Annotated in this window: 23 protein-coding genes and 2 pseudogenes; 16 read left to right on the top strand and 9 right to left on the bottom strand. The window is 72.9% G+C overall.

What is annotated here, in order from left to right; genetic code table 11:
- Window positions 1-14: 14 nt before the first annotated feature.
- Window positions 15-1,700, bottom strand: a complete 1,686-nt coding sequence (locus AC060L_RS35980) for an ISAzo13 family transposase (RefSeq protein WP_483801924.1) — start codon at window positions 1,698-1,700, stop codon at window positions 15-17.
- 36 nt (window positions 1,701-1,736) lie between these two features.
- On the opposite strand from AC060L_RS35980, the pseudogene AC060L_RS35985 reads away from it, so the two are divergent.
- From AC060L_RS35985 to AC060L_RS36025, 9 genes and pseudogenes are all read left to right on the top strand, one after another.
- Window positions 1,737-2,702 (top strand): annotated as a pseudogene (locus AC060L_RS35985) (AMP-binding protein); the annotation flags it as partial.
- 105 nt (window positions 2,703-2,807) lie between these two features.
- Window positions 2,808-3,152: pseudogene (locus AC060L_RS35990) on the top strand (acyl-CoA thioesterase); the annotation flags it as partial.
- Window positions 3,149-5,560, top strand: coding sequence for an oxidoreductase (locus tag AC060L_RS35995; RefSeq protein ID WP_483803206.1), 2,412 nt, complete (start codon window positions 3,149-3,151; stop codon window positions 5,558-5,560). The pseudogene AC060L_RS35990 and the gene AC060L_RS35995, both read left to right, overlap by 4 nt.
- Before the next feature lie 25 nt (window positions 5,561-5,585).
- Window positions 5,586-6,572, top strand: coding sequence for a carbon-nitrogen hydrolase family protein (locus tag AC060L_RS36000; RefSeq protein ID WP_483803207.1), 987 nt, complete (start codon window positions 5,586-5,588; stop codon window positions 6,570-6,572).
- Complete coding sequence (locus tag AC060L_RS36005; RefSeq protein WP_483803208.1) at window positions 6,569-7,687, top strand: cupin domain-containing protein; 1,119 nt, start codon at window positions 6,569-6,571, stop codon at window positions 7,685-7,687. The genes AC060L_RS36000 and AC060L_RS36005 overlap by 4 nt, the downstream gene beginning before the upstream one ends.
- Window positions 7,688-7,697: 10 nt before the next feature.
- Window positions 7,698-8,606, top strand: a complete 909-nt coding sequence (locus AC060L_RS36010) for a fumarylacetoacetate hydrolase family protein (protein ID WP_483803209.1) — start codon at window positions 7,698-7,700, stop codon at window positions 8,604-8,606.
- Between the two features lie 91 nt (window positions 8,607-8,697).
- On the top strand, window positions 8,698-9,429 hold the full coding sequence (locus AC060L_RS36015) for a maleate cis-trans isomerase family protein (RefSeq protein ID WP_483803230.1): 732 nt from the start codon (window positions 8,698-8,700) through the stop codon (window positions 9,427-9,429).
- A gap of 76 nt (window positions 9,430-9,505) precedes the next feature.
- Window positions 9,506-10,357: a PaaX family transcriptional regulator gene (locus tag AC060L_RS36020; RefSeq protein WP_483803210.1), complete on the top strand. Its 852-nt coding sequence runs from the start codon at window positions 9,506-9,508 to the stop codon at window positions 10,355-10,357.
- Entirely contained in the window at window positions 10,354-11,979 is a 1,626-nt protein-coding gene (locus AC060L_RS36025; RefSeq protein WP_483803211.1) for an amidohydrolase, read from the top strand. Before AC060L_RS36020 ends, AC060L_RS36025 begins: the two co-directional genes overlap by 4 nt.
- A 50-nt stretch (window positions 11,980-12,029) precedes the next feature.
- Here the strand turns inward: AC060L_RS36025 and AC060L_RS36030 are convergent, their stop codons facing one another.
- The gene (locus tag AC060L_RS36030) at window positions 12,030-12,521 is read right to left on the bottom strand and encodes a universal stress protein (RefSeq protein WP_483803212.1); all 492 of its coding nucleotides are present in this window, start codon (window positions 12,519-12,521) and stop codon (window positions 12,030-12,032) included.
- A 180-nt stretch (window positions 12,522-12,701) separates the two neighbouring features.
- Window positions 12,702-13,094 carry a nuclear transport factor 2 family protein gene (locus tag AC060L_RS36035; RefSeq protein WP_483803213.1) on the bottom strand — a complete coding sequence of 131 codons (393 nt, stop codon included), beginning with the start codon at window positions 13,092-13,094 and terminating at the stop codon, window positions 12,702-12,704.
- Between the two features lie 107 nt (window positions 13,095-13,201).
- On the opposite strand from AC060L_RS36035, the gene AC060L_RS36040 reads away from it, so the two are divergent.
- Entirely contained in the window at window positions 13,202-13,654 is a 453-nt protein-coding gene (locus AC060L_RS36040) for a MarR family winged helix-turn-helix transcriptional regulator (RefSeq protein ID WP_483803214.1), read from the top strand.
- Window positions 13,655-13,801: 147 nt separating this feature from the next.
- Here AC060L_RS36040 and AC060L_RS36045 read toward each other — a convergent pair whose 3' ends face one another.
- Complete coding sequence (locus AC060L_RS36045; RefSeq protein ID WP_483803215.1) at window positions 13,802-15,793, bottom strand: glycoside hydrolase family 5 protein; 1,992 nt, start codon at window positions 15,791-15,793, stop codon at window positions 13,802-13,804.
- A gap of 270 nt (window positions 15,794-16,063) precedes the next feature.
- Here AC060L_RS36045 and AC060L_RS36050 point away from each other — a divergent pair, with 270 nt between their 5' ends.
- From AC060L_RS36050 to AC060L_RS36060, 3 genes are all read left to right on the top strand, one after another.
- Window positions 16,064-16,828, top strand: coding sequence for an SDR family oxidoreductase (locus AC060L_RS36050; RefSeq protein WP_483803216.1), 765 nt, complete (start codon window positions 16,064-16,066; stop codon window positions 16,826-16,828).
- A 108-nt stretch (window positions 16,829-16,936) separates the two neighbouring features.
- Window positions 16,937-17,959: a LysR family transcriptional regulator gene (locus AC060L_RS36055; protein ID WP_483803217.1), complete on the top strand. Its 1,023-nt coding sequence runs from the start codon at window positions 16,937-16,939 to the stop codon at window positions 17,957-17,959.
- 313 nt (window positions 17,960-18,272) lie between these two features.
- Window positions 18,273-19,088 (top strand): SDR family NAD(P)-dependent oxidoreductase, encoded by an 816-nt coding sequence (locus tag AC060L_RS36060; protein WP_483803218.1) that lies wholly within the window; start codon window positions 18,273-18,275, stop codon window positions 19,086-19,088.
- On the opposite strand, the gene AC060L_RS36065 is transcribed toward AC060L_RS36060, so the two are convergent.
- The 3 genes from AC060L_RS36065 to AC060L_RS36075 form a co-directional block, all read right to left on the bottom strand.
- Window positions 19,078-19,782 (bottom strand): cytidylate kinase family protein, encoded by a 705-nt coding sequence (locus AC060L_RS36065; protein ID WP_483803219.1) that lies wholly within the window; start codon window positions 19,780-19,782, stop codon window positions 19,078-19,080. The two genes, AC060L_RS36060 and AC060L_RS36065, sit on opposite strands and share 11 nt — an antisense overlap.
- Window positions 19,783-19,833: 51 nt before the next feature.
- Window positions 19,834-20,196 carry a hypothetical protein gene (locus AC060L_RS36070; RefSeq protein WP_483803220.1) on the bottom strand — a complete coding sequence of 121 codons (363 nt, stop codon included), beginning with the start codon at window positions 20,194-20,196 and terminating at the stop codon, window positions 19,834-19,836.
- A 201-nt stretch (window positions 20,197-20,397) separates the two neighbouring features.
- Window positions 20,398-21,624, bottom strand: a complete 1,227-nt coding sequence (locus tag AC060L_RS36075) for a lactonase family protein (protein WP_483803221.1) — start codon at window positions 21,622-21,624, stop codon at window positions 20,398-20,400.
- A gap of 243 nt (window positions 21,625-21,867) precedes the next feature.
- Between AC060L_RS36075 and AC060L_RS36080 the strand changes: the two genes are divergently transcribed.
- Window positions 21,868-22,158: a hypothetical protein gene (locus AC060L_RS36080; protein ID WP_483803222.1), complete on the top strand. Its 291-nt coding sequence runs from the start codon at window positions 21,868-21,870 to the stop codon at window positions 22,156-22,158.
- Here AC060L_RS36080 and AC060L_RS36085 read toward each other — a convergent pair.
- A complete protein-coding gene (locus AC060L_RS36085; protein ID WP_483803223.1) occupies window positions 22,068-23,360 on the bottom strand; it encodes an MGDG synthase family glycosyltransferase in 1,293 nt (430 codons plus the stop codon). The two genes, AC060L_RS36080 and AC060L_RS36085, sit on opposite strands and share 91 nt — an antisense overlap.
- Window positions 23,361-23,638: 278 nt before the next feature.
- The gene (locus AC060L_RS36090; protein ID WP_483803224.1) at window positions 23,639-24,238 is read right to left on the bottom strand and encodes an XRE family transcriptional regulator; all 600 of its coding nucleotides are present in this window, start codon (window positions 24,236-24,238) and stop codon (window positions 23,639-23,641) included.
- 113 nt (window positions 24,239-24,351) lie between these two features.
- On the opposite strand from AC060L_RS36090, the gene AC060L_RS36095 reads away from it, so the two are divergent.
- Window positions 24,352-25,050, top strand: a complete 699-nt coding sequence (locus AC060L_RS36095) for a class I SAM-dependent methyltransferase (protein WP_483803225.1) — start codon at window positions 24,352-24,354, stop codon at window positions 25,048-25,050.
- Between the two features lie 177 nt (window positions 25,051-25,227).
- On the top strand, window positions 25,228-26,415 hold the full coding sequence (locus AC060L_RS36100) for a CaiB/BaiF CoA transferase family protein (RefSeq protein ID WP_483803226.1): 1,188 nt from the start codon (window positions 25,228-25,230) through the stop codon (window positions 26,413-26,415).
- Window positions 26,416-26,515: the final 100 nt, after the last annotated feature.

Here is a 26,515-nt window from a genome sequence, read left to right on the forward strand (position 1 = left end):
GGGCTTGCAGATCATCAACTCGCAGTCTTGATCTCTGCCGGAAGAGTGATGCCTTGGGTCGTGGCGAGCTTGTAGAGGGCGTCCAGGTCGGACAGTTGGGCTCCGGCAGGCTCGATGGTGTGGCCTGCGGCCTGGAGGAGGTTGCGGACGTCGCGGATGCGGCGGTTGACGGTCTCGGGTGTGACACAGAAGAGCCGGGCCACGGCGACCTGCGGGAGACCGAGCCGCTGGTGGAGCAGAACGGCCAGGAGGCGGTCGGCCAGGGTGAGAACCGGTCGCCGGCCGGTGGTGCCGTCGCCCTTGACGCGGGGCCGGTGGCCGCGCCGCTTGTCGAGTTGGCCCTCGCGCTGGGTGTCGTGGAGGGACGTGAGCGTGGTGATCAGGGCGTCCCACTCGGGTGCGGGTAGGCCGGTCAGGATCGGGTGGCAGAGCCAGGCGAGGTCGGGGCTGGGTTGGTCGAACGGGTCGGGGGCATCGCTGACCTGGGCGTATTCCTCGGGCCGCAGGGAGTAGTTCCACTCGCCGTGCCAGTCGTGGCGGTCCAGGGGCAGGGCGTCCATCTGCCGGTCGCCGACCGTCACACCGGTGGGGTAGGTGGCCGTGTCGAGTTCGGCGTGGACGGTCAGACCGGTGCGGGTGGTCGTTGCGGCGATGCTGTTCACGATGACCTCGTGGCTGCTCAGGGGCCTGCCGCGCCAGTTCATGGTGATGTGGGAGAACAGCCGGTGTTCGACCCTGTTCCATTTAGATGTACCCGGCGGAAAATGACACACAGTGATGATCAGGCCGGTCTCCACGGCGAGGGCAGCGAGTTCGGCCTTCCAGGCACGGGTGCGGTAGCCGTTGGAGCCGCCGGCGTCCGCGGTGACCAGCAGGCGCCGGGCACCGGGGTAGGCGGTGTGCCCGGCGCCGCGCCACCATCGCCTGATCGATTCGACCGCGAACGCGGCGGTGTCGTGGTCGGTGCCCACGTTCACCCAGCCGGTGTTCGCGGCCAAGTCGTAGATGCCGTACGGGATCGCCTTGCCCAGTTCCTTGTCGGGGAAGTCATGGGTGGAGACCGCGACCGGGTGGCCTGCGCGCTCCCACTCCCGGCCGCCGTTCTTGTAGGGGCCGACGAGCTCTTTCTTCTTCGTGTCCACGCTGACCACCGGGTCGCCACCCGCCTGGTGAGCCTTGGCCTGTTCGTTGATGTAGCGGAACTGGCCGTCCCGGTCGGGATGTTGGCGACCCTCGATGGTCTTGGCGTTGCCCTGGAGGCTGAAGCCCTCCTCGCGCAGCAGGTCCCCGACCGTGTCCGCCGAGATCCGGTACCCCTGGCGGGTGAGCCGGTCGGCGAGGTGGCGGGTGGACTTGGTGGTCCAGCGCAGCGGGGACATCGGATCGCCGCGCTCGTCGGGCTCGACCAGCGCCAACAGTGCGGTTCGCAGGGCGGGTTCCAGGTCGACGGCGCGCTTGCGGCCGCCGCCCGGCCTCCGCACCCGGCCCAGCGGCGGCTCGCCGGACTCCAACTCGTCCACCCCGGCGGACACGGTCGCCTCACGCACCCCGGCGGCACGGGCGACGTGCCTGATCCCGCCATGCCCGATCGACCGGGCCTCCGCACCCAGCAGCAACCGCCGCTGCCGCTCGTCCAGGTGCGGCATGATCGCCTCGAACTTGGCCTGCAGCAAAGCCTGCTGCTCCCGCGATGTTCTCATAGCACATCAACGAGCCAGAACACCGGAAGCCACGGGTTACTTCTCTGCAAGCCCTTCTCCCGGCACCTGCTGCAGCCGACCGAGCAGGACCTCTTCGCCGGTACGCCGCCGCTCGCCTTCACCTTCGGCCTCGGCGGGCTGCTGGTCTTCCCGCTGCGGGTCGGCGCCGCCGCGCTGCTGCTGGAGCAGGCCACGCCCGAGGAGCTCGCCGAGCAGGTCGCGCGGCACGACGTGAGCGTGCTGTTCACCGCGCCGACCGCCTACCGGGCGATCCTGGCCGCCGGGCTGGCCGACCGACTGGGCGGCGTGCGGCGCTGCGTCTCGGCCGGTGAGCATCTGCCGGCCACCGTCTGGGAGGCGTTCCACGCGGCCACCGGGCAGCGGCTGATCGACGGCATCGGCGCGACCGAGATGCTGCACGTCTTCATCTCCGCCGCCGACGGCGACATCCGCCCCGGCGCCACCGGCCGGCCCGTCCCGGGTTACCAGGCCGCCGTCCTCGACGAGCACGGCGCCGCCGTGCCGGACGGGACGCCCGGCCTGCTCGCCGTCAAGGGCCCGACCGGCTGCCGCTACCTGCGCGACGAGCGCCAGCGCGGCTACGTGCGCGACGGCTGGAACCTCACCGGTGACACGTACGTCCGGGACGGGGACGGCTACTTCTGGTACCAGGCGCGCAATGACGACATGATCGTCTCGGCCGGTTACAACATCGCCGGGCCGGAGGTCGAGCAGGTGCTGGCCGAGCACCCCGACGTCGCCGACTGCGCGGTGGTCGGCGCGCCCGACGAGCGGCGCGGCACGATCGTCAAGGCCTACGTGGTGCTGCGCGAGGGCGCGGCGGCCGGGCCGGAGACCGTGCGGGCGCTCCAGGAGCACGTCAAAGGGACCATAGCGCCGTACAAGTACCCGCGCGCGGTCGAGTTCGTGGCGGAACTGCCGCGCACCGCGACCGGCAAGCTGCACCGGGGCGCGCTGCGCCGGCTGGCGGCGGAGGCGGCCGAGCAACCACCGGAGCCGTCGTCGCTGTCTTCGTCGCAACTGCCCAGCGTGGCGGTCGAGCGCCGGGTGGAGTGGTCCGACACCGATGCGGCGGGCCACTACCACTTCTCCGCCGTGCTGCGCTGGGCGGAGGCCGCCGAGGCCGCGCTGCTGCGCCGGCTGGGCCTGGCCGAGCTGTTCGGCCGGATCCCGCGGGTGCACTTCGAGGCGGACTACCGCGAACGGCTCTGGTTCGGCGATGTGGTCCGCACCGAGCTGCGGGTGGTCGAAGTCGGTGGCTCCTCGCTGCACTACGCCTTCGACGTGCACGGGCCGCAGGGCCTGGCGGCGTCCGGGCGGATGTCGGTGGTGAACGCGGCCCCGCACGCGAAGGGCGCCGCGCCCTGGCCCGAGGCCGTGCGCCGGGTGCTCGGCGAGTCGGGTCCGCAGCAGCCGGAGGTGATCGCATGAGTGATCGAACGGGTGGCGGCGCGAGCCGGCGGGCGATCCGGGTTGCGGTGATCGGCGCGGGCCCGGGCGGGCTCTACTTCGCCGCGCTGGCCAAGCAGTTGGCGCCGCAGTGGGAGATCACGGTGTGGGAGCGGGACGGCCGCGACGACGGCTTCGGCTTCGGCGTGGTCTTCTCGGACGAGACGCTGGACGGCATCGCCCAGGCCGACCCCGAGGTCTTCGCCGCGCTCTCTGCCGAGTTCGCCCGGTGGAGCGACATCGACGTGCGCTACGCGGGCGAGGTGCGCACCTGCGGCGGGCACGGCTTCGCCGCGCTCGACCGGAACCGGCTGCGCGAGATCCTGCAACTGCGCTGCGCGCAGCTGGCGGTGGACGTGCGCTACCGCACCCCGGCGCCACCGGCCGATCAACTCGCCGCCGAGTACGACCTGGTGGTCGCCGCCGACGGGGTCCACTCGGCGACCCGGTCCGGCTGTGCCGAGGCGTTCCGGCCGCAGCTGGACGAGCGGCACTGCCGTTACATGTGGCTCGCCACCGACAAGGTCTTCGAGGCCTTCACGTTCATCGTCGAGCAGCGCGACTTCGGTGCGCTCCAGGTGCACGCCTACCCCTACAGCGACCGGCGGTCCACCTTCATCGTCGAGGTCGCCGAGGACGCCTGGCGCCGGGCCGGTTTCGAGGCTCCGGCAGAGCGGGAGTTCGCGCGCGGTGAGAGCGATCTGGCGAGCGTGCGGCGGTGCGAGGAGCTGCTGGCCGAGCACCTGGAGGGCCACCGGCTGATCCCGAACGCCTCCCGCTGGATCCGCTTCACCACGGTGCGCAACGCGAGTTGGCGGCACCGCAACGTCGTGCTGCTCGGTGACGCCGCGCACACCGCGCACTTCTCGATCGGCTCGGGCACCAAACTGGCGCTGGAGGACGCGCTGGCGCTGGCCGCCGCGCTGCACGAACAGCCCTCGATCGAGGCGGCGCTGGCCGCCTACGAGGCGGAGCGGCGGCCGGTGGTGGAGTCCACCCAGCGGGCCGCGCAGGCGAGCCTGGAGTGGTTCGAGGCGGTCGGGCGGCGGGCCGGGCAGGGCGCCGACCAGTTCGCGTTCAACCTGCTCACCCGCAGCCGCCGGGTCAGCTACGCCAACCTGCGGGCGCGCGACCCGGGCTTCGTGGCCGCGGTCGATGCGGCGTTCGGCGAATGCAGTAGTGGCAGCGGGGGAGTGCCGCCGATGTTCCGGCCGCTGCGGCTCGGGGCGCTGGAGCTGCGCAACCGGGTGGTGGTGCCGCCGTTGGCGACCTTCACCGCCACGGACGGCCTGCCCAGTGCCTTCGACCGGGCCCAGCTCACCGCGCACGCCCTCGGCGGCGCCGCCCTGGTGCTCGCCGGCATGACGGCCGTCAGCGCCGAGGGCCGGGTGACCCCGCACTGCACGGGCCTGTGGACCGACCGCCAGGAGGCCGCCTGGCGGGAGACCGTGGCGGCCGTGCGCGCGGTCGCCGACACCCCGCTCGGCATCCAGCTGACCCATGCCGGGCGGCGCGGCGCGACCGCCGTGCCGGGCCCGGACGGCATCGGCCGCCCGCTCACCGCCGGCGGCTGGCCCACGCTGGCCGCCTCGCCACTGCCCTGGGACGCCGCGAGCCCGGCGCCGCGCGAGGCGAGCGCTGCCGAACTGGCCGCCGTCAGCGCGGACTTCGCGGCCGCGGCCGGTCGCGCAGCGCGGGCCGGATTCGACGTGCTGGAGCTCCAGTTCGGCCACGGCCACCTGATCTCCGGCTTCCTCTCGCCGCTCACCAACCGGCGCACCGACGGCTACGGCGGCCCGCTCGCGAACCGGTTGCGGCTGCCGCTGGAGGTGCTGGCGGCCGTCCGCACCAGCTGGCCGGCCGAGCGGCCGATCCTGGTGCGGATCTCGGCGAGCGACTGGGCCCCCGGCGGCACCACCGAGGCGGAGGCCGTACTGATCTGCCGCGCACTGGCCGAGGCCGGCGCGGCCGGTGTGGACGTCTCCAGTGGCGAGGTGGTCGCCGAGCAGCGCCCGCCGTACGGGCGCGGCTACCAGACCCCGCTCGCCGAGCTGGTGCGCGCCGCCACCGGGGTGGTGACGGTCGCGGTCGGCGCGATCTCCGGCCACGAGGATGCCAACTCGGTGCTGCTGGCCGGGCGGGCCGACCTGGTCGCGGTCGGCCGGGGCCAGCTCTACGACCCGTTCTGGACGCTGCACGCGGCGGCCGATCAGGGCTACGCGGGCCCCGGCGCGCGCTGGCCGCAGCCCTGGCTCGCGGGCAGCCGCAAGCCGCCGGGGCCCGGCACCGACCGGGTCGCGCCGCGGCTGCGGCTGCTGCGCGAGGCCGCGGTGCCGCTGCACCGGCGCTGGCTGCCGGTGCCACCACTTGCCGACCCCGTACCCCGCTGAGTCCCTGATCTGCTGAGGAGCTTCCATGCAGCAGTTACCCCGCTTCACCGCGGCCGCCGTCCAGGCCGCTCCGGTCTACCTGGACCCGGCCGCCACCGTCGACAAGGCCGTCGGGCTGATCCGCGAGGCGGCGGCGCACGGCGCCTCGCTGGTCGTCTTCCCCGAGGTCTTCGTGCCCGGATACCCGTACTGGAACTGGATGATGAACCCGGTCCAGGGCTCGCCCTGGTTCGAGCGCCTCCAGCGCGCGTCCATCGACGTCCCCGGCCCGGAGGTGGCCGCGCTGCGCGCCGCCGCCCGGCAGGCCGGGGTGGTGCTGGTGATCGGCGTCAACGAGCGCGGGGCGCACAGCCTCGGCGTGCTCTACAACACGCTGCTGACCATCGGCGCCGACGGCGAACTGCTCGGCGTGCACCGCAAACTCGTGCCGACCTGGGCCGAGAAGCTGACCTGGACGCCCGGTGACGGCAGCTCGCTGCGGGTGCACCGCACGGCGGTCGGCCCGCTCGGCGCGCTGGCCTGCGGCGAGAACACCAATCCGCTGGCCCGCTTCACCCTCCTCGCGCAGGGTGAACTCGTGCACGCCGCCTGCTACATCGCGCTCCCGGTCGGGCCCGAGGACTACGACATGGCGGAGGCGATCGCGCTGCGCGCCGCCACCCACTGCTTCGAGGGCAAGGTCTTCACGGTGGTCTCCTGCTCGACGATCTCGCCGCAGATCGCGGACCTGATCGCCGGTGAGGACCAGCAGCTGCGCAAGCAGCTCGCCCGGCCGCGCAGCGCGCTGTCCGGCGTCTTCGGGCCGGACGGGCGCCCGGTCACCGAGCCGCTGGTCGACGAGGAGGGCATCGTCTACGCCGAGATCGACCTGGCCAGGTGCATCCAGCCGAAGCAGATGCACGACATCGTCGGCCACTACAACCGCTTCGACGTGTTCCGGCTGCACGTCGACGACCGCGCACACCACCCGGTGGTGTTCCGGAACTCCCCGTCCCAGGAGGAGGAATCATGAAGGACCACGACTACGACGACGATCGGCTCGGCCGCGCGCGGGTCTCCGACAGCCCCGAACTGATCGCCTACTACGAGGAGCTGGCCAAGCAGGAGGCCGGCGCGCTGTGGACCGTGGCGAACGAGATCGAGCCCTGGTACCCGCAGCCCAAGTCGGTCCCGATGCTCTGGCGTTACGCGGACCTGGGCCCGCTGGTCCGCAAGGCGCTGCCGCTGGTCCGGGCGGACGACGCGGGCCGCCGGGTGGTCATGCTGGTCAACCCGGGCCGCCGTGAACTGAGCTCCGCCGTCGGCCTGTTGTACACCGGCCTGCAGATCATGGGGCCGGGCGAGGCGATGACCGCGCACCGCCACCAGGCCGCCGCGCTGCGCTTCGTGCACGAGGGCGTCGGCGCCTGGACGATCATCGACGGGCAGAAGCTCAAAGTCGGCCCGCGCGACTTCGCCATCACGCCGAACAACACCTGGCACGAGCACGGGAACGAGGCGTCCGACGAGCCGGTGATCTGGCAGGACGGCCTGGACATCCCGCTGGTCAACGCGCTCGACGCGGGCTTCTACGAGGTGCACCCGGAGCTCTACCAGCGGCCCGGAAAGGTGGTCAACTCCTCGCTGCTCAGCTACGGCGGCAACCTACTGCCGTACGGCGTCGAGAAGTGGACCCGCCCGTACTCCCCACTGCTCGGCTGGCCCTGGGAGCCGAGCTACCGCGCGCTGTGCGAGCTGGCCCGGGCCGCCGAGGGCTCGCCGTACGACGGCGTGATCATGGAGTACACCAACCCGGTGACCGGCGGCTCGGTGATGCCGACGATGGCCGCGCACCTGCAGCTGCTGCGCCCGGGCCAGGCCACGCTCGCCCACCGCCACACCGGCTCGGTGGTCTACACGGCGGCGAAGGGACGCGGCGTCTCGGTGATCGCCGGACGCCGCTTCGAGTGGCAGCAGGGCGACATCTTCGTCGTCCCGTCCTGGGCCTGGCACGAGCACGCGAACCTCGACGACTCCGAGGACGCCTGCCTCTTCTCGTTCAACGACTTCCCGGTGATGCACTCGCTCGGCCTCCACCGGGAGGAGGCCTACCCCGACAACGGCGGCCGTCAGCCCGTCCTCTCCTAAGGAGCCCGCTGTGCACCTGATCACGTACTGCCTGAACGACGCCGACGCCGGTGATCTGCGGCTCGGCGCCCGGGTCGGCGACGAGGTCGTCGATCTGGCGCTGCTCGCGGCCGCCGCCGGCGCCGACCTGCCCGGCGACCTGCTCGCGCTGATCCGGGCCGGCGAGCCCGCGCTGGCGACCGCCCGCGCGCTGCTCGACGCCGGCGATCACCCGGCGGGCGCCGTCCGGCCGCTCGCCGAGGTCTCGCTGCGCGCGCCGCTGCGCCCCGGCAAGATCGTGGGCGTCGGTCTCAACTACGTCGAGCACGTGGCCGAATCGCACCGCACCCTCGACACCGATCGCGAACTGCCGGACCGCCCGGTGCTGTTCAGCAAGCCGGCGACCGCCGTCACCGGCCCCGGGCAGCCGATCCTGCACAACGCCGACCTGACCAAGCAACTCGACTGGGAGTGCGAACTGGCCGTGGTGATCGGCAGGACCGCGTTCCGGGTCGCCGAACAGGACGCCTGGCAGCACGTGTTCGGCTACAGCATCGTCAACGACGTGAGCGCCCGGGACCAGCGCCGCTCCGGCCAGTGGTTCTTCTCCAAGGGCCAGGACTCCTACGCGCCTTTCGGCCCGGCGGTGGTGACGGCCGACGAGATCCCCGACCCGCAGAACCTCGACCTGTCGCTCAAGGTCAACGGCGAGACCAAGCAGGACTCCAACACCCGCCACATGCTCTTCGGCATCGCCCGGCTGATCGCCGACATCTCCTCCGGCGTGACGCTGGAGCCCGGCGACGTGATCGCCACCGGCTCGCCCTCGGGCGTCGGAGCCGGCCTGGTGCCGCCGCAGTTCCTCCAGCCCGGCGACCTGGTGGAGGCGACGATCGAGCGGATCGGCACGCTCACCAACCCCGTCACCGACGCGCGCTGACCGGTCCCGCCGCCAACCAGTCCCGAGAAGGGGAGACCCGCCCGTGCGCACGTACCGGATCGGCCAGATCGTGCCCAGTTCCAACGTCACCATGGAGACCGAGGTCCCGGCCCTGCTGCGGGCCCGGGAGGCGATCGCCCCCGAGCGCTTCACGTTCCACTCCAGCCGGATGCGGATGACCCGGGTCACCCCCGAGCAACTGCGCGCGATGGACGCCGAGTCCGACCGCTGCGCCGTCGAACTCTCCGACGCCCGGGTCGATGTGCTCGGCTACGCCTGCCTGGTCGCGGTGATGAGCACCGGACCGGGCTACCACCGGGACGCCGAACGGCGGTTGCACGCCCGCACCGTCGAGAACGGCGCGCCCGCGCCCGTCGTCACCAGCGCGGGCGCGCTGGTGGCCGGCCTGCACACGCTCGGCGCGAAGAAGGTCACGCTGGTCGCGCCGTACCTGCGCCCGCTGACCCGCACGGTCGTCGACTACCTCGGTCACGAGGGCATCCAGGTGCTCGACTACGCCGCGCTGGAGATACCCGACAACCTCGCGGTCGCCGCGCACGACCCGGCCAGGCTGCCCGGCATCGCGAAGGGCCTCGCGCACTCCGACGCCGACGCGGTGGTGCTCTCCGCCTGCGTGCAGATGCCCTCGCTCGCCGCCGTCGAGGAGGCCGAGCAACTGCTGGGCAAGCCGGTCGTCTCGGCGGCGATCTGCACCGTGCACCAGATGCTGCGCGCGCTCGGTCTGCCCGCGCACGCGCCGGGCGCCGGGCACCTGCTCTCCGGCGTCTACGCCGAAACCCCGCTGCCGGGGCCGTCGGTATGATCAGCTTGATCCAGCCGGACCTGATTCATCCGCACCTGATTCATCCGGACCGGCCGACGGGGAGGAGGCGAGGACCATGGCGGAGAGCGGACCTCGACCCAGCTCCCTCATCCACACGATCTACGGCGAGTTCGTCCGCCGGCTCGGCGGCTGGGTCTCGATCGCCGACCTGATCGCGCTGATGGCCGAGCTGGACGTGGACGGCCCGGCCGTCCGCTCGGCGATCTCCCGGCTGAAGAAGGCCGGCACGCTGCTCCAGGAGCGCCGCGACGGCACCGGCTACCGGCTCGGCCCGGCGATCGGCCCGGTCTTCGCCGAGGGCGACCGCCGGATCTTCCACAGCCTGGAGCCCGCCGAACTCGCCGACGGCTGGGTGGTCGCGGTCTTCTCGGTGCCCGAGTCCGAGCGGGCCGACCGCCACCGGCTGCGCTCGCGGCTCAGCTGGCTCGGCTTCGGCAACGCGGCGCCGGGCGTCTGGCTGGCGCCGGCCCGGCTGCTCCCGGACGCCCGGCGGCTGCTGGAGCGGCTCGAACTGAGTTCGTACGTCCACCTGTTCATCTCCGAGTACGCGGGCTTCGCCGAGCTGCGCGAGGCGGTCAGCTCCTGGTGGGACTTCCCGGCGATCGAGGCGCAGTACGCCGAATTCACCGATGCCTGGGGCCCGGTGGCCGCCGAACTGCGCCCGCACCGGCGAGTTGACCCGGTCGAGGCGTTCCGCGCGTACGTGCCGATGCTCACCCAGTGGCGTCGGCTGCCCTATCTCGACCCCGGGCTCCCGGCGCCGCTGCTGCCCGCGGACTGGAACGCCGTCGCGGCCCGCGCCGTCTTCACCGAACTGCACGCGCTGCTCGCCGAGCCGAGCCTGCGCCACGTGGAGAAGGTGACCGGCCTTTCGCCCGTAGACCCCCGGACCGAGGAGCAGTCATGACCGACCAACGACCCGCCGACCTGCTCTTCAGGGTCGGCGCCGTGCACACGCTGACCGCCGGGCAGCCGGTGCAGCGCGCGCTCGCCGTCACCGGCGAGCGGATCACCGCGCTGTCGCCCGAGCCTGACGGCCTCGACCGGCTGATCGGCCCCGCGACCGAGGTGGTGGACGCGCCCGGCGCGACGCTGCTGCCCGCGTTCGACGACACCCACACCCACCTGATCTTCGCCGGGCACAGCATCCGCGACGTGCCCGTCCAGCACGCCCGCGACCTGGCCGGCTTCCTCGACCTGATCCGCGAGCGCGCCGCCCGTACCCCGGCCGGCGAGTGGATCCGCACCACGATCAACTGGCAGGAGGTCAACCTCGCCGAGCAACGGCTGCCCCGCACCGAGGAGTTGGACGGCGTCACGACCGAGCACCCGGTGCTGGTCCGGCGCGGCGCGTACAACATGGTGCTGAACTCGGCCGCGTTGCGCCTCGCCGGCATCACCGCCGACACGCCCGCCCCGCCCGGCGGCGTGATCGAACGCGACGCCGAGGGCCGGCTGACCGGGCGACTGGTCGACAAGGCCGTCGCGTTGGCCGAACGGGTGCTGCCGCGCCCCGCGCTCGCCGAGCGGATCGACGGCCTGCGGGCCGCCTCGGCGGACTACGCGGCGACCGGCATCGGCACGGTCCGCGACTGCCTGGTCCCGATCGAGGACCTGGACGTGCTGCGCGCCGCCCAGGCGGCCGGCGCGCTGAGCGTGCGGGTCCGGGCGCTGGTCTCCGGCTTCGGCGCCCGCACCGTCGAGCAGGTCGACGAGCTGCTCGACCGGCTGGAGCCCTGGCGCGGCGCCGCAGCCGGAGACGACTGGCTGCGCGTCTGGGGCATCAAGTTCGGCATCGACGGCGGCATCGAGGCGGGCGCGCTCGACGAACCGTACGAGGGCCGCCCGTGCTACCACGGCACCCTGCTCTGGGAGGCGGACGAGCTGACCGCGGCCGTCGACCGGGTGGTCGAGCGCGGCTGGCGGGTCGGCGTGCACGCCTGGGGCGATCGCGGGCTGCGGACGCTGCTGGACGTCTTCGAGCAGGTGCTGAAGCGCCGGCCCGGCCTTGCGCCCGGCACCCTGGTCGTGGAGCACGGCGGCCTGGCCCGGCCCGACCAGCGGGCCCGGGCGATCGCACTCGGCATCCCGGTGACCGTGCAGCACCCGCTGCTGCACGACGCCGCCACCGCGCAGATCCGCGCCTGGGGGCCGGAGCGGGTGCGCGGCATCTTCCCGCTGCGCGAGTGGATCGACGAGGGGGCGCTGCTCGCCGCCGGCTCCGACTTCCCGGTCGGTCCGTACGGCGCGATGGTCTCGGTCTGGGGCATGACGACCCGGCAGACCGTGGCCGGGGCGCAGGGACCGGAGCACGCGATCGGCCGCGCCGAGGCGATCGAGCTGCACACCGTCAACGCCGCCCGCCTGCTCGGCGAGAGCGGCAGCCGGGGCAGCCTGCGCCCCGGCGCGCTCGCCGATCTGACGCTCTGGCCGATCGATCCGCTGAGCTGCGAGGTCGAGGCGCTGGCCGGGTTGCGGCCGGACCGCACGGTGCTGGGCGGGCGGACGGTCTTCGACGCGCGCGGGTAGGGCCTGTGGTCCGCGCGGTGCGTCGTGCGTGAAGCGGCGCGCGCGGCGCGTCAGGCCGCGGCGGACAGCTCGCGCAGGTCGAAGCTGCGGGTGAGCCGGCGCAGGTCGGCCTCGAGCGAGGACGGCGGCACGGCCAGGACGGTGCAGCGCGCGTGGGTGAGGCTGTAGCGGCTCACCGAGCCGTGCAGCAGCCGGTGTAGCCGGCTCTGGCGTCCGGTGCCGACCACCAGCAGGTCGTTCGGCCCGTCGGCGAGCTGCGCCAGCACGGCGCCGGCCTCGCCGCGCACGACGATCGGCTCGACCGCGACGCCGACCGGGAACCCGCCGAACGCCTCGTCGAGGGCCTGTTCGAGGCGGGCCCGGGCGGCGTCCTCCCACTTGCGCAGCAGCGGCGGGCACGGCTGCGTCCGGTAGTTGCGCTCGCCGCCGACCGGCGTCCAGGCGAGCACCGGCACCAGGACGGCCTGCCGGGCGCGCGCCTCGTCCACCGCGCGGTGCAGTGCCGTCAGGCTGTTGAGAGAGCCGCTTACTCCGACGATCACGCGTGCGCCGTCCGACATGGTCCTTCGCTTTCCGGGTGCTGTGGGGTGGTCGGCCGGGATCGGCGCGACTTCCTCTGATTCTAGCGGAAGATCGCGCCGATCGCCTGCAAATCTAAACTGTGTATAGGAAATCACCTTTCATTGGTGAGCACTTCATGGGTATTTGACTGGATTGTCGCCTTAGCGGGCGCTGCCGAGGTTCCGGTCCGCCTCGGCGCCCGCGAGCATCAGCGTGGTCTCCTCGATCCGGCGGAAGCGGCCGTCGGGGGCGAACTCGGCGAACAGGTAGACCTCCATGGAGACGGCGGACCCGTCGATCTTGGTGATGTTGACGGTGTGCCGGTCCGCGTAGAGGTCGCCGTTGACGAGCTCCTCGTGCACCTCGACCGAGCCGGTGGCGACCACCTCGCGCAGGTGGGCGATGTGCGTGAGGAACTCGGTGCGGTCGTCCCAGCGGCCGTCGGTGCGCTGGCGGTAGTCGGGTGCGAAGTGCCGGTCCACGGCCTCGTTCAGGCTCAGCTCCGGGCGGAGCAGCAGGTCGGTCAGGGCGCTGGCGATGTCGGTGTGGGTCATGGTGATCCTCCGGGAGGGTGCGTCTGATTCGGCGATGCGTGCGCTGTGCACGCTTCTCCGGAACCGTACCACCGAAAGCGTGCGCGGTGCACGCTAAACTTGGAGGCATGACAGACGATGCAGGACAGGAGATCGCCGACGCGCTCGGCATCCTCCTCAGCCGTGGCACCCGAGCACGCCTCTACCACCGGCTCACCGAGGGGCTGGGCGAGGCCGTCGACGAGCTCACCTACCCGGTGCTCAGCGGGCTGGCCCGTACCGGACCGTGCAGCGCCGCCGAGCTCGCCCCCGAGGCCGGCCTCGACCGCTCCAACGTCACCCGGCGCGCGGACCGCCTGGAGCAGGCCGGCCTGCTGCGCCGCGAACCCGACCCGGCCGACCGGCGGGCGACACTGCTCGTCCTCACCGACCACGGGCAGCAGGTCGTCCAGGCCACCCGGCACCGCCTGGCCGCCCACATCGAAGCCTCGCTCGCCTCCTGGCCGCCGGGCGAGGCCCGGGCCTTCGCCCGCCAACTGCGGCTGTTCGCCACCGCGGGCCCCTTCGCCGCCGACCAGTGAATCCGAGGAGCCGCGTGACCACCGCGTGCGACGCGAACAGGGCCGTCAGCGCGGTGCCGGAGACGAAGGTGAAGTTGACCCGGCTCGGGCCAGGATGGCGGCCCGTGGCCCGAGCCGGGGTTTGGTGCGCGCCAGGTCGGACAGGCGCTACTGCAGCGGGCGGCAGAGCAGCACGTCCGGGACGCCGTACTGGAGCCAGCGCCAGGTCATCGCGACGCCCGCGACGTACTCGTCGGAGTTGCACTGGCCCTTGTAGTAGCCGGGGGCCCAGTCGCTGGCCGACGAGTCCGAACCGGTGCTCGCCGGGGGGCGGTTGTCGCCCTGGTCGAACCAGACGTCGCGGCCGGTGGTGGGCAGGGTGGTGGTGGCGGGGGCGCAGAGCAGCGCGGCCATGGAGTTGCCGTTGACGCTGTAGCCGGTGGCGAAGTAGTTGTCCGGGCACTGGAGTTTGTTGTAGCCGGACGCCCAGTCGCCCTCGGTCACGTACTGCTCCCCGGTGACGGTGATCCAGTCGCCGCCGGCCGTGGCGGGCTGGCCGGTGTCGGTGCACAGGCCCCGGCTGTCGCTGCGGCCGAGGCCGATCAGACGTTCGCCGTCGGGGCAGTTGCCCTTGCGGTTGCCGGGGCTCCAGTCGGGCAGGGCGAGCATGTGCTGGGAGACGTCGTAGTCGGTGTGGTCGAGGTTGAGCATGTTCCAGTGCGTGCTGACCGGCACCTGGCCGGTGTACGAGGGCGCGGAGACCAGCTGATTCCAGTCGGCGGCCCGCCAGTCGCCCGGGTCCTCGATGCTCTGCCGGTTGCCGGCGGGGTCGTAGCTGAGCAGTGCCCAGTTGTCCTGCGGCACACCGCCGTTCTGCCACCCGGTCAGCGGCCAGATCGCGAAGTCGGTGTCGTTGGCGATCAGCAGCGAGGTGAAGTTGTCGAACCAGGCGTGCTCCTTCGCGTCGGTGTCGCCGCGGCCGCCCGCGCCGAACTCGCTGACCCAGACCGGCGCGGTGAAGTGCTGGCCGGACTGGGTGACGAAGAGCGCCTCCTGGTTGACCACGGAGGCCAGTTGGGCCGGTGTGAAGTCCTCGTAGCGCGGGTCGCTGGTGGCGCCGAGGCCGCTGCCGGCGCCGGTGTTCGCCGGGCCGGTGTACGCGTAGAAGTGGGCCGAGTAGACGAGCTTGTCCGACTTGATCAGCGTGTTGGACAGGTTCGCGACCGGGGTGAGCATCGGGCGGCCGTGCGCGAAGCCGGCGAGCGGGATGCCCTGCCAGTTGATGCCCTCGATGATCACGAGCATGTCCGGATCGGCCTGCAGGATCTGGTTGCCGGCGTCCTCGGCGGCCTGGTTCCAGTCGTGGCTGTCGTCCCAGCCCCAGTTGGGGTCGTCGGTGATGTCGCGGCGGACCTCGTTGCGCAGGTCGGCGCCGACCACCCGCTTGTTGGCCTTGTAGCGGTTGGCCATGAAGACCCAGTCGGCCTCCCACTGCTGGGTGCTCTGGCCGCTGTTCCAGCGTTCGTTGCCGTCCACGCCGCAGCACCAGCGGTAGCTGGTGGTGTGGTTGTTGAGGATCACCGCGAAGCCGTCGCCGGTGAGCGCGGCGACCACGGCGTCGTAGACCTGGAGCGGGGTGTCGCCGCGCAGCTGCGGATTGGCCGTGACGGCCGCGTCCGGGACCGGGGTGGTGTCATGGATCATCGCGTTCGCGAACGGGAGTCTGATGCTGTTGATCCCGATGCTGTGGAAGTCGGCGAGGATCTGGGCGATCGGTGCCCGGTCGAGGCCGAGCGGCAGGTTGTACGAGGTCTCGCCGGCCTGGTTGTTCGCCGGGTCGGTGGTGGAGCCGCTGCCGAGCCAAGTGCCCTGGGCGCCGTCCCAGTTGCCGGCCTTCAGCTTGAACCGGTTGCCGCCCGCGTCGACGATGTAGCGGCCGCGGGTGCTGAGCGGGCCGGTCCAGGAGGCGGCGAGCTGGGGGCCGGTCAGCGGGGTGGGTGCGGCGGCGGTGGCGGCGGTCTGCGCGGCGGAGGGGAGCGCGGGGGCGGCGGTGCTGCTGCCGACCGTTGTCGCGAGCAGTGCGGCCAGCGTCACGCCCAGGGCGAGGGTGCGGGCGAGGACATGGGTACGGGTGTGGGTAGGGGAGAGGAGCGTCTTCATCGTCGTCCTGAGGGGTTTTGACGAGCTTTCACTGGTCTACCGGTCAGTAGGCCGATGAAGTCTCACACGGGCGGCGACCGACGCCAAGAGGGTTGACGCAGGATCAAACAAGATCAAACAGAATGGATCACGCCCGGTTGCCGCAGCATCACCCGGACGTCATCGCCGCGTCAGCCGCCACCCCGCGTGACCGGCCGCGATACCCGGACGGACGCCCCGAGACCGAAACGGTCCTGGCCCGGCCGTGGCGTCCCGTGATGGGCTGCGGACATGAACGAAACCACTGAACAGGCCGGCACCATAGCGCTCGTGACGGGTGCCAACAAGGGCATCGGCTTCGAGGTTGCCGCCCAACTGGGCCGGCGCGGCCACACCGTGCTGGTCGGCGCCCGCGATCCGCAGCGCGGACGGGCGGCCGCGGAGGCGCTGCTCGCTGACGGCGCGGCGGCCCATGCTGTGACCCTGGACGTCACCGATCCGCAGAGCGTGCGCGCGGCCGCCGACTGGATCACCGAACGTTTCGGACGGCTGGACGTGCTGGTGAACAACGCGGGCGCGGCCGACCGGCCGGACCACGTGCCCAGCACGGCCGACGTCGAGGTGGTCCGGGCGGTGCTCGAGACCAACGTCCTCGGCGTGCTGTCCGTGACCAGTGCGCTGCTGCCGTTGCTGCGCCGCTCGGCCGCGCCACGGATCGTCAACGTCTCCAGCGGCATGGCCTCGCTGACCGCGCAGAGTTCGCCGGACAGCTACCTGGCCGGGTTGCCCGCCCTGGCGGCCTATCCCGTCTCCAAGTCCGCGCTCAACGCGCTCACCGTCCAGTACGCCAAGGAGCTGCGCTCCGAGGGCTTCCTGGTCAACGCGGCCTCGCCGGGCCCGTGCGACACCGATATGACGAAGGACTTGCAGGCGACGGGTTTCGCGATCAAGCGCACCGCGGCCGACGGTGCGGCCGTGATCGTCCGGCTGGCGACCCTGCCGGCGGACGGCCCGACGGCCGGCTTCTTCAGCGACGAGGGCCCGGTGCCGTGGTAGCCGAGGAGGGCTGATCATCCCGGCAGGTCTTCGCAGGTCTTCGCAGGTCACCCCGGGCGGCCACCCGGGGTGAGGGGGGTACGGGCTGGCGCGGCTATCGTGCCTCGTATGGATCTGCGCCGGTTGGAGTACTTCGTAGCCGTGGCCGAGGAGTTGCACTTCGGTCGCGCGGCGGCGCGGCTGCACATGTCGCAGCCGCCGCTGAGCCGGCGCATCCGCGAGCTGGAGGACTCGCTGGGCTGCCGGCTCTTCGACCGCTCGGCCCAGGGGGTGCGGCTGACCGGCGCCGGCGCGGTGCTGCTGGCCGATGCCCGGGAGCTGCTGGCGGGCGCGGAGCGGGCGCGCGAGCGGGTCCGCGAGGCCGGGCGCCGGCGCACGCTCCTGGTCGGCTCGGTGGCCGGCGCCGGCCGCGAGCTCGGTCCGCGGGCTGCGGCGGCCTTCCGCCGCAGCCGTCCGGACGCGCAGGTGCGGCTGTTCGAGAGCGGGATCAGCGATCCGACGGCCGGGCTGCGCGCCGGCCGGGTGGACATCGCGCTGACCCGGCTCCCGTTCGACACCGAGGGCCTCGCGGTGCGGCCGCTGGAGAGCGAGCCGCTGGTCGCCGCGCTGCCGGCTGACGATCCGCTCGCGGGGCGGTCGAGCGTGGGGGTCGGCGATCTGGCCCGGCGGTCGTGGATCACGCTGCCGCCGGAGGCCGATCCGGCCTGGCGGTCCTTCTGGCTCGGCCGTGCGGGTCAGGGCACGACGGACGGAGCACCGGACGAAGGCGGGACGAGCGGTGCGGGCGGACGCACACCGGGGTGGCCGGACGCGGTCGACGGCGGGGACTCCGGGGATGCGGGGGAGGGCCCGGCGGGCGGCGGCGAGGCCGGGCCGGTGGTCCGCGCGGTCGCCGAGTGCCTGCACGCCATCGTGTGGCAGGGCGCGGTCGGCATCCTGCCGGCCGGCGCGGTGCGGCACCACAGCGCCGAGGGGGTGGCGTTCGTCCCGCTGGCCGACTACCCGCCGAGCCGGATCGTGCTCGCCTGGCCGGCCGGACACCCCGACCCGGTGGTGCCGGCGTTCGTGGCGGCCGTCGTCGAGGCGGCGGGAGCCCACGGCCTGTCGTCAAGGATTCATCAGGGCGGGTGAAGCGTGCTTGCCCACGGGATCGTGGATGCACTTGAATCATCGTCATGACCCGTCCGGCACGCCACCACGATCGTCCGCCGCATCCGCGGACGCCGGCTGCCGCCGCGGTGACCAGCGCGCTGCACTAGCGCCGCAGGAGTCCCGCCAGCCTCAGTCGGCGTGTCCGACTCCGGTCGCAGCTCCTGAGCGCCGACCGCCTGGCCGACCCGAACGGGTCGGTACCCACACATCTTCCCGCACCCCCGGCACCCGGTGACGCGCGACCGCGCGCCGTCCGGCACCCCGGGCGTGCCCGCACACTCATGGATGGACCATGTCTGCTCTGCTCTCCCACCGCATCGCGCTGATCACCGGAGCCTCCTCCGGGATCGGCTGGGAGACCGCCCGCCTGCTCGCCGGGCACGGCGCCACCGTGCTCGTGCACGCGCGCACCACCGAGGAGGGCGAGAAGGCCGTCGATCGGCTGGTCGCGGACGGCGCCGCGCGCGACCGACTGCACGTGCTCGCAGCGGACTTCAGCCGACTGGCCGAGGTCACGGGCCTCGCGGACGGCGTCGCCCGCGCGTTCCCGAAGCTCGACCTGCTGGTCAACAACGCGGCCGTGATGGCCCCCGAGCGGTGCACCCTCACCGAGGACGGGATCGAGCTCTCGTTCCAGGTCAACTTCCTTGCGGCGCACCGGCTGGCGAAGCTCCTGCGCGCTCCGCTGACCGCCGCCGGCGGCGCGCGGATCGTCAACGTCTCGTCCTCCCTGCACCGCACCGCCTCGATGAACTGGGCCGACCCCAACCGGGTCAAGAAGTACTCCCGGGTCGCCGCCTATGCCCAGTCGCAGCTCGCGCTCTCGATGGCGGCCGCCGACATGGCCCCCGAGGGCACCGGGATCACCTCGGTGAGCGTCAACCCGGGCCTGTGTGACACCGCGCTGCTCCCGCTCTACGGCCGGGTCGGAGCGCCGGCGGCGCAGGGCGCGGCCGCGGTGGTCCGGCTCTGCCTGCCGGAGATCCGCCTCGCCAACGGCGAGTACTACGACGACGGCGACATCGCGCAGACCGCTGTAGCGGTGCACGAGGAGCGCTCGCAGCGCCGACTGGCCCGTCTCGCCGACCAGTTGACCGTCAAGGCCTGAACTGCCCCGAGTGTGGTCGGACTTCCCAGGTCGGCCGTTGGAGCTGGTCGTTGTTCACGATGATGTCGGCGTGATCGGTTGGGCGGGCTGTGGCGAAGTAGAGCTCTTGGGAGGGGATGTAGCGGTTGCGCCAGGACCGTTCGATGTCGGCGGTGTCAGCGGTGGATCCGGTCACTGCTGTGCCGCGGTCCCGGGCGCGGTCTACCGTCTGCTCGAGGGGAACGGACACGAAGATGCGCAGGTCCCACCGGTCGATGAGTTCCGGGCGCAGGAGGAAGACGCCGTCGAAGAGCAGGACGGCGTCAGCGCGGGCGGTCGTGGCAGGCGAGGACGTCGGGGCGTCGGTGTCGTGGTCGTAGACCGCGGCTCGGAACCTTCGGTCTCCGCCCGGGCCCAGCGGATCGAGCAGGACCCGGCGCAGCGCGGCGTGGTCGTGGGCGTCGAAGTAGCAGCCTTCAGCGGAGTACTGGCCGCGTCGGTAGCGCTGTGCACGGGGCACGAGGAAGTCGTCGATGGTCGCGCGGATGACGTCGCGGCCCTGCGCGCGCAGGACGACGGCGAGTTCGTCGGCCAGCGTGGTCTTGCCGGCGGCGGGCGGCCCGTCGATGGCGACCCGCAGCGGGTGCGCGGTCCTGACGGCCGTGATCGCCTCGGCCAGTCGGCTGGTGAGCTCGCCGCGGGTGCCCTGGTCCATTGCTGCCCCTCTCACGGTGTGTCTGTTCAGCAACCCACTGACGCCGACTGATCAGCGGGTCGCCAGCGGGTCGGCCTGGCCGAGTAGTTCCGCGAGCGGGGTGCCGGTCCGGGCGGCGGCGATGCGGCGGGTGCGCAGTTGGGCGCGGGTACGGGGGCGGAACTTCGGTTGCCGCCCGCAACCGCACGGCTCGAAGCCCTCGTAGCGCAGTCCGGCGCCCAGCACCGCCGCGACGACCGACCAGGCCTTCCGATTGCTGCGGCGGGGTGCCGCGAAGTCGTGGCCGGCGCAGAGCAGCGGTCCGGTGCAGCGCGGACAGGTGTGTCCGGCATCGCCGGGGTGCCGTTTGAAGCTGATCCGGCACGAAACGCACGCGTAGTGCAGCTTGTAGTGGACGAAGGCGTAGGTGCACACGGGCCGACGGTACCGGCTGCGCCTCGTCATCGGCCAGCAGCTTCCGTTTCAGGCCCGGGCGCCCCGGTGGCTGCCTTCAGCGCGCCAGGCGAATGACCGGCTGCCGCCGGCCGCCGGTCATTCGCCTGGCGCAGCCACATCGCGGCCACATCACCGCGCGGGCGAAAGCAGCCGAACCCAGGGGCCGTACGAGAACAGGCCTCAGAACGCGACGATGCCTTCGCCGCCGGCCGCGTTCGGCACCAGCTGCGTGCCGATCGGGGTGAGCGAGCCGTCGTCGTTGACCCGGAACGCGTCGACGATGCCGTTCACGCCGGTCTGCACGTAGAGGTAGCGGCCGGCCGGGGTCTTCGAGACTGCGGCGTCGACCGTGCCGGGGTCGGTGCCGGTGTTGCCGAGCACGGTCAACTGCTTGCCGCGGTCGGCGGTTCGGATGCCGGTGAGGGTCGAGCTGCCGGCGTTCGAGGTGTAGAGCAGGTCGTCGCCGGCCGAGACCACCCAGCAGGTGGCCGACTGACCGGTGGCCGCGGACGCGTCCTGGCTCGCGACGCCGCTGCGGTGGATCGTGAACGTGGCCAGCGTGTTCGGGCCGGCCTCGGTGAGGAAGATCCCGTGCTCGCCGTTCGGGACGAAGCCGAAGGGCACCGCGCCGGGCAGGTTGGTGACGACCGGGGTGTCCGCGGGCGCGCCGTCGTGGGTGAGCGGGAAGACGTCCAGGTTGTTGCCGTTCGCCTTGGTGGTGACGACCAGTTTTGTCCCCTTGTCGGTGAAGCCGACCTGGCCGGGGGTGTTGGTGAACTGCGGTGTGGCGTTGGGGTCCAGGCCCAGGCAGCGGTTCCAGTCGGCCTGCTTGTGCAGGTGCCGGTCGTGCACGGTGTAGCCCTGGATCGAGCCGCCGTTCAGCGCGTTGAGCACGTAGACGACGTCGTCGTGCACGGCGACGCTGACCGGGAAGGTGCCGCCGGAGTCGATCGTCTGGAGCTTGTCGAGGCGGTCGCCGTCGACCGCGAAGACGGTGACGGTGTTGCTGCCGGCGTTGACCGCGTACAGCAGCGCGTGGCCGGCGTCGTAGGTCAGCGAGCCCTGCGAGGCGAGGTGGTCGGCGACCGAGCCGGCGAGCATCCCGCCGAGGCCGCCGGTGTCGTACGTGTGGGCCGGGCTCAACTGGCCGTCGTCGCCCCGGTGGTAGGAGACGATCTGGTTGCCGGAGAGGTTGTTGGTCTGGACGAAGACGGCGTGGTGGCCGCCGTGCGGCTCTCCGGCCGCGGGTGATGCGGGGGTGAGCGGTGCGGCGGTGAGCGGTGCGCCGGTGAGCGGTGCGGTGATGGGCAACGCGGTGGTGGGCAGGGCGGCGGTGGAGGTGACGCAGACGGCTGCGGTCGCGAGCGCGGTCGCGGCGACGATGCCGAGACGGGTGATCCTCTGCACGGTGGTGGTGCTCCCTCGGGCTGGTGCGGTTGCTCCGGCCCGATCTGCTCCGGCCGGGCGGCACGGCAGCTGTGCCGATGGATACGCTATGTGACGAAATGTCGGAGTTGGCGCAGCTGTGCGGGCGTGGGAGGTCGGTCGGGAGCCCGGTCACCCGTTCGGCGGCGCGGTGGCCGGCTCCGGCCGGGGTGGCGGGCCGGTGCTCCGGGTGCACGGTGCCGGGGCGGGGTGCAGGCTCGAACCATGAGGAGCGTGATCGTCCTGCTGGAGTTGGAGCCGTCCACGGAGGTGCTCGGCGCGGGCGAGGGCGAGGTGGACATCGGCGCGCGGGTGCGGTTCGTGCACGCGGCGGCCGCTGACCCCGCCGTCCCCGTCGAGCGCGCCGAGCCGCCGGTGCGCACGCTCTGTGGCATCGACTCGACCGCGCTGGAGCGGGAGCCGTATCAGCCGGTGGGCCCCGGGGCGCCGTGGTACCCGCCCGAGTACGCCAGTCGGCGCTGCCGCGAGTGCGAAGAGGCCATGCCGGGCGAGTGAGCCCCGGGCCCGCATGCCCCGGCGCCGTGGGCCTCGCGGGCGCGGCGGGCGAGGTCGGCGACGACGTGCGCCGCCTGCCGCTGCTCGGACAGCGGCGGCAGGTGCACCCGGCCGCGGGCGGCCTGCCCGGCGAGTGCCAGGGCCAGGCCGGCGGTGTCGCGCGGCCAGGGCGCGAGTCCGGCGGCGGCCAGGGTGGCGGCGTTGGCCCGGCCGTGGCCGGACAGCACCTCGTAGCTGACAGCGGGCAGGCCCGCGACCATCGCCTCGGTGAGTGAGAGGCCGCCCGCGTTGTGGACCAGGACGTCGGCCGCGGCCATCAGCGCGGGCACGTCGGTGCGCCAGCCCAGTGCCACCACGCCCGGCAGCCCGTTGATCCGTTGCCGCAGCCGCTCGTTGCGGCCGCAGAGCACCACCGCGACCGTGCCCTCGATCGCGCGCAGCGCGTCGACACCGGCCGTCACGTCGCCGAGCCCCATCGAGCCGGTCATCAGCAGCGCCATCAACCGGTCGTCCGGTACGCCGAGTTCGCCGCGCAGCGCGAGGCGGGCGGCGGGGCCGACCGGTTCGGCGAACGCCGCCGGGGTGAGCGGCCCTGCGGCCGCCATCGGGACGCCGTAACGGCCGCTGCCCTCGGTCGCGGTGGCCTGGGTGACGGTCAGGTGCGCATCGAGCCGCGGGTGCACCCAGAGCCGGTGCGGCGCGGGGTCGGTGAGGTAGCAGACGGCGGGCGCGGTCAGCGTGCCGTTCTCCTTCAGCATGCCCAGGCTCTGCGCGGCGAACGGGAAGGTGGTGACCACCACGTCGTAACCCTCGCCGACCCAGCGCGCCAGCTCGCGTGCGGCCAGCCGGCACAGGTACATGGTGAGCGAGCGGACCACCGAGTCGTGCTCCTCGCTGCGGAACAGCCAGTCGAAGATCCGCGGAGTCCGGCCGGCGCTGAACTCGTAGCCGTCGCGCAGCAGGCGACGGTAGTGGCGGGGGAGCGCGTCGAGATAGTCGCGGCAGCTTGCCTCGATGCCGAGTGCCTCCAGCCGGCGGGTCAGTTCGAACGCGGCGCCGTTGTGACCGGCCCCGACGCTGCCGGTGATCACCAGCGCCCGCAGCGGCCGCGGCGGGGCGTCGGCGGAGCGCCCGGGAAGGCGCCCGCTCCGGTCCGCGGGGTGGCCGGGGGCCTGGGGCGAGGCATGCTGGAGAACGTGCATTGACCGTCCGCTCGGCGAGGTGCGCCCGGCGTGGGTGCGCGGGGGCACAAGGGCTCAGGGATGAAGGGCACAGAGGCTCAGGGATGAAGGCACAGGGGTAGCAGGCACAGCGCACAGGGAGGCTGCGCGAGTGGGCCGGCCTGAGCCGGCCCTCGCGTCCTGGCCGGTACCTTAGGAGACTTCCGCCGGTGGCCCCGGCCGCTGCGGGTGAGCGGTGGACGGCGACTCGGTGAACTCCAGCCCCGGTTCCGGATCCAGCCCCGGTCCCGGCCGCGTCGTCAGCCGGTGTGCGGTCCGTGCGGCCGGGTCTCCAGGTGGGCCCGCTCGCCCTGCTGGTCGAAGATCATCAGTAGTTCGAGCGGCTGCGGGCTGGCGTTCGCCAGCCCGTGCGACTTCCGGGTGTCGAACTGCGCCGCCTCGCCGGCGGTGAGCAGGAAGTCCTCCTCGCCGAGCGCGAGCCTGAGCGTGCCGCTGAGCACGTACAGCCACTCGACGTAGCCCTCGTGCGTGCGCTGCGGCAGGCGCTCGGGGACGTCCGGCCTGACCGGCATGATCAGTTTGAACGCGTTGAGGCCGCCGGGTGTGCGGCTGAGCGGGATCCAGGTCGTGCCGTGCCGGTTGACCGGGCGCGGGTGGATCCGCGGATCGCCGGTGGCGGGCGCGCCGACCAGCTCGTCCAGCGGGACCCGGTACTCGCGGGCCAGCGGCAGCAGCAGTTCGAGGGTCGGCCGGCGCCCGCCCGACTCCAGCCGGGAGAGGGTGCTGACCGAGATCCCGGTGGTCTCGGCGAGCTGTTCGAGCGTGACACCCCGCTGCTTGCGCAGGGCGCGCAGTCGGGGGCCCACGGCGTCGAGCACGATATGCAGGTCTTCGGTCATGGAGCCAGTCTGCTGTGGGTTTGCCGGAGCAGCAAGATTTCTTGCCGGATTGTGGTGGGGAGGTGCAGGGTGGCGTTATCGGTTGGACGGACGAGGCGAAGAGGTGCTGGGCGATGAGCAGCGGATCTCACGGTGGGCTGGGCGACGGGGTGGGCGTGGAGCCGGGGGGCGACTATCCGGCGGCTGAGGTGGTGGAGTTCTGGGAGGGGCACTACCGCCAGCGCGATCAGGTGTGGAGCGGCCGGCCCAACGCCGTCCTGGTCGATGTCGTCGAGCCGCTGCCGGCCGGGCGGGCGCTCGACCTCGGCTGCGGCGAGGGTGCGGACGCGGTCTGGCTCGCCCGGCAGGGCTGGCAGGTGACCGCCGTGGACGTCTCCAGCACCGCGCTGAGCCGGGCCGCCGCGCACGTGGCCGAGTCCGGCGTCGCGGAGCTGGTCACCTTCGAGCGGCACGACCTGAGCACCGGGTTCCCCGGCGGCACCTTCGACCTGGTGTCGGCGCAGTTCCTCCAGTCGCCGGTGAGCTTCCCGCGTGAGCAGGTGCTGCGCGCGGCGGCGCGGGCGGTGGCGCCCGGCGGGCTGCTGCTGGTCGTCGAGCACGCGGCGTTCCCGCCGTGGTCCCGGCACAAGCACGCGGACGTCCGGTTCCCGACCCTGGAGGAGACGCTCGCCGCGCTGGAACCGGCGCCCGGCGCGTGGCACACCGAGGTGCTCGAGACCCGGCAGCGGCCGGCGACCGGCCCGGACGGGGAGCACGCGGAGCTGTCCGACAACGTCATCGCGCTGCGCCGGCTGCCGCTCGCCCGGCAGTAGCGGGCCCTGAGGCGCCCGGCGTGCGGAGGGCTGGAGTGCGGGGGCTGGAGTGCGGATGTTCGTTCGGGTGATCGCGGGGTAGGGCTGAGGTGGCCGGCGCGGGGTGGCGGACCGCGCCCGCCCCGAGCTGCCGTCCCGCCTCGAACCGCTGTCCCGCCCCGAACCGTTGGAGTCCCGATGAGCGATGGTCTGCCGCTGGCCGGCGTCACGGTGGTCGCGCTGGAGCAGGCGGTGGCGGCGCCGCTCGCGACCCGGCATCTGGCCGACCTCGGAGCCCGGGTGCTGAAGGTCGAGCGGCCCGACGGCGGCGACTTCGCCCGGTCCTACGACCGCAGTGTCAACGGCCTGGCCAGTCATTTCGTCTGGCTGAACCGGGGCAAGGAGTCGGTCACGCTCGACCTGAAGACGGCCGAGGGGCGCGCGGTGCTGGCCGAACTGGTCGCCGGCGCGGACGTCTTCCTGCAGAACCTCGCGCCGGGCGCGGCCGCCCGGCTCGGCTTCGGCGCTGCGGAACTGCGGGCGCGCGAACCGCGGTTGATCACCGTCGACCTGTCCGGCTACGGCTCGACCGGGCCGTACCGGGACAAGCGCGCGTACGACATGCTGATCCAGTGCGAGGCCGGTCTGGTCTCGGTGACCGGCTCGGCCGAGCAGCCGGCGAAGACCGGCGTGCCCACCTCGGACATCGCCGCCGGCATGTACGCGCTCTCCGCCACCATGGCCGCGCTCGTCGGCCGCGCCACCAGCGGGCGGGGGAGCGCGATCGAGATCTCGATGTTCGAGGCGACGGCCGAGTGGATGGGCTACCAGCTGTACTACACGCAGGGCACCGGCAGTTCACCCGGCCGGGCCGGCCTCTCCCACCCGGGCATCGCGCCGTACGACGCGTACCCGACCGCCGACGGCCAGGAGGTGCTGATCGGAATCCAGAACGACCGCGAGTGGGCCCGGTTCGCCGAGGGCTTCCTGGAGCGGCCCGACCTGGTCGAGGACCCGCGCTGGGCGACGAACGTCGAACGGGTGCGTCACCGCCGGCTGGTGGACGCGCTGGTGGGCGGCCGGACGGCGACGATGACGGCCGAGCAGGCGATCGCCCGGCTGGATGAGCTCGCGATCGCGTCGGCCCGGCTGAACGCCGTCACCGACCTGGTGCGGCACCCGCAGCTCGCGGCCCGCGACCGGTGGCGGCAGGTGGACACGCCGATCGGTGAAGTGCGCGGGCTGCTACCGCCGTTCGGCTTCGCCGGGATCGAGCTGCCGATGGGCCCGGTGCCCTCGCTCGGCGAGCACACCGAACCGGTGCTGCGCTCGCTGGGCTACTCGGTCGACCGGATCGCCAAGTTGCGTGCGGTGGGCGTGATCTGACGCAACGTCTTGGCCAGGGCGATGTGGGCGGTGGTGGGGGGGGGGGGGGGGGGGTTTTTTCTCTTGTCTTTTTGGCTGGCGCACCCCACCCAACCCCCCC

This window comes from Kitasatospora sp. NEAU-69 (assembly GCF_057158765.1).

What these genes read in the sequence shown, in the direction of transcription:
- AC060L_RS36050 (WP_483803216.1), top strand. Translation starts at nt 16,064, where the DNA reads ATGAACGAAACCACTGAACAGGCCGGCACCATAGCGCTCGTGACGGGT.
- AC060L_RS36080 (WP_483803222.1), top strand. Translation starts at nt 21,868, where the DNA reads ATGAGGAGCGTGATCGTCCTGCTGGAGTTGGAGCCGTCCACGGAGGTG.
- AC060L_RS36025 (WP_483803211.1), top strand. Translation starts at nt 10,354, where the DNA reads ATGACCGACCAACGACCCGCCGACCTGCTCTTCAGGGTCGGCGCCGTG.
- AC060L_RS35995 (WP_483803206.1), top strand. Translation starts at nt 3,149, where the DNA reads ATGAGTGATCGAACGGGTGGCGGCGCGAGCCGGCGGGCGATCCGGGTT.
- AC060L_RS36045 (WP_483803215.1), bottom strand. Translation starts at nt 15,793, where the DNA reads ATGAAGACGCTCCTCTCCCCTACCCACACCCGTACCCATGTCCTCGCC.
- AC060L_RS36090 (WP_483803224.1), bottom strand. Translation starts at nt 24,238, where the DNA reads ATGACCGAAGACCTGCATATCGTGCTCGACGCCGTGGGCCCCCGACTG.
- AC060L_RS36015 (WP_483803230.1), top strand. Translation starts at nt 8,698, where the DNA reads ATGGAGACCGAGGTCCCGGCCCTGCTGCGGGCCCGGGAGGCGATCGCC.
- AC060L_RS36020 (WP_483803210.1), top strand. Translation starts at nt 9,506, where the DNA reads ATGGCGGAGAGCGGACCTCGACCCAGCTCCCTCATCCACACGATCTAC.
- AC060L_RS36085 (WP_483803223.1), bottom strand. Translation starts at nt 23,360, where the DNA reads ATGCACGTTCTCCAGCATGCCTCGCCCCAGGCCCCCGGCCACCCCGCG.
- AC060L_RS35980 (WP_483801924.1), bottom strand. Translation starts at nt 1,700, where the DNA reads ATGAGAACATCGCGGGAGCAGCAGGCTTTGCTGCAGGCCAAGTTCGAG.
- AC060L_RS36065 (WP_483803219.1), bottom strand. Translation starts at nt 19,782, where the DNA reads ATGGACCAGGGCACCCGCGGCGAGCTCACCAGCCGACTGGCCGAGGCG.
- AC060L_RS36040 (WP_483803214.1), top strand. Translation starts at nt 13,202, where the DNA reads ATGACAGACGATGCAGGACAGGAGATCGCCGACGCGCTCGGCATCCTC.
- AC060L_RS36000 (WP_483803207.1), top strand. Translation starts at nt 5,586, where the DNA reads ATGCAGCAGTTACCCCGCTTCACCGCGGCCGCCGTCCAGGCCGCTCCG.
- AC060L_RS36005 (WP_483803208.1), top strand. Translation starts at nt 6,569, where the DNA reads ATGAAGGACCACGACTACGACGACGATCGGCTCGGCCGCGCGCGGGTC.
- AC060L_RS36100 (WP_483803226.1), top strand. Translation starts at nt 25,228, where the DNA reads ATGAGCGATGGTCTGCCGCTGGCCGGCGTCACGGTGGTCGCGCTGGAG.
- AC060L_RS36095 (WP_483803225.1), top strand. Translation starts at nt 24,352, where the DNA reads ATGAGCAGCGGATCTCACGGTGGGCTGGGCGACGGGGTGGGCGTGGAG.
- AC060L_RS36060 (WP_483803218.1), top strand. Translation starts at nt 18,273, where the DNA reads ATGTCTGCTCTGCTCTCCCACCGCATCGCGCTGATCACCGGAGCCTCC.
- AC060L_RS36035 (WP_483803213.1), bottom strand. Translation starts at nt 13,094, where the DNA reads ATGACCCACACCGACATCGCCAGCGCCCTGACCGACCTGCTGCTCCGC.
- AC060L_RS36055 (WP_483803217.1), top strand. Translation starts at nt 16,937, where the DNA reads ATGGATCTGCGCCGGTTGGAGTACTTCGTAGCCGTGGCCGAGGAGTTG.